This window comes from Pandoraea communis, from assembly GCF_902459745.1.
In the GTDB taxonomy this organism is placed as follows: domain Bacteria; phylum Pseudomonadota; class Gammaproteobacteria; order Burkholderiales; family Burkholderiaceae; genus Pandoraea; species Pandoraea communis.
The window spans coordinates 1-537 of the sequence record NZ_CABPSJ010000016.1 but is presented as its reverse complement, the minus strand read 5'-3'; the positions used below and the strand labels follow the sequence as shown (position 1 = coordinate 537).

The window sequence follows — 537 nt, the reverse complement described above, 5'->3', positions numbered from 1 at the left end:
GTGATCCTGGGCAAGCAGGCGATCGACGACGACTCGAATCAAACCGGTCAGATGCTCGCGGCGCTGGCGAAGCTGCCGCAGGCGACGTTCGCTTCGAAGGTGACGGTGGCGGATAACCGTGCGCAGGTCACACGTGAAGTGGACGGCGGTCTGGAGACGGTGTCGCTGTCGCTGCCGGCGGTCATCACGACGGACTTGCGCCTGAACGAGCCGCGTTACGTGACGCTGCCCAATATCATGAAGGCGAAGAAGAAGCCGCTGGAAACGCTCAAGCCTGCGGATCTGGGTGTGGATGTGAGCCCGCGTCTGAAGACGCTGAAGGTGGCGGAGCCGCCCAAGCGCAGCGCAGGGGTGAAGGTGGCGGACGTGGCAGCGCTCGTCGACAAGCTGAAGACCGAAGCGAAGGTCATCTAAGAAGGGAGACGACGAGATGAGCATTCTGGTAATTGCAGATCACGACAATCAATCGATCAAGGCGGCAACGCTCAACACGGTGACGGCTGCGCTGCAATGCGGCGCCGACGTGCATGTGCTGGT

Annotated in this window: 1 protein-coding gene and 1 pseudogene; both read left to right on the top strand. The window is 61.8% G+C overall.

Features of this window, described 5'->3' with window-relative positions:
- The coding region (locus PCO31110_RS25570; RefSeq protein ID WP_150691769.1) for an electron transfer flavoprotein subunit beta/FixA family protein at positions 1 to 414 on the top strand (414 nt) is incomplete at its 5' end.
- A gap of 16 nt (positions 415 to 430) precedes the next feature.
- Positions 431 to 537 (top strand): annotated as a pseudogene (locus PCO31110_RS25565) (electron transfer flavoprotein subunit alpha/FixB family protein); the annotation flags it as partial.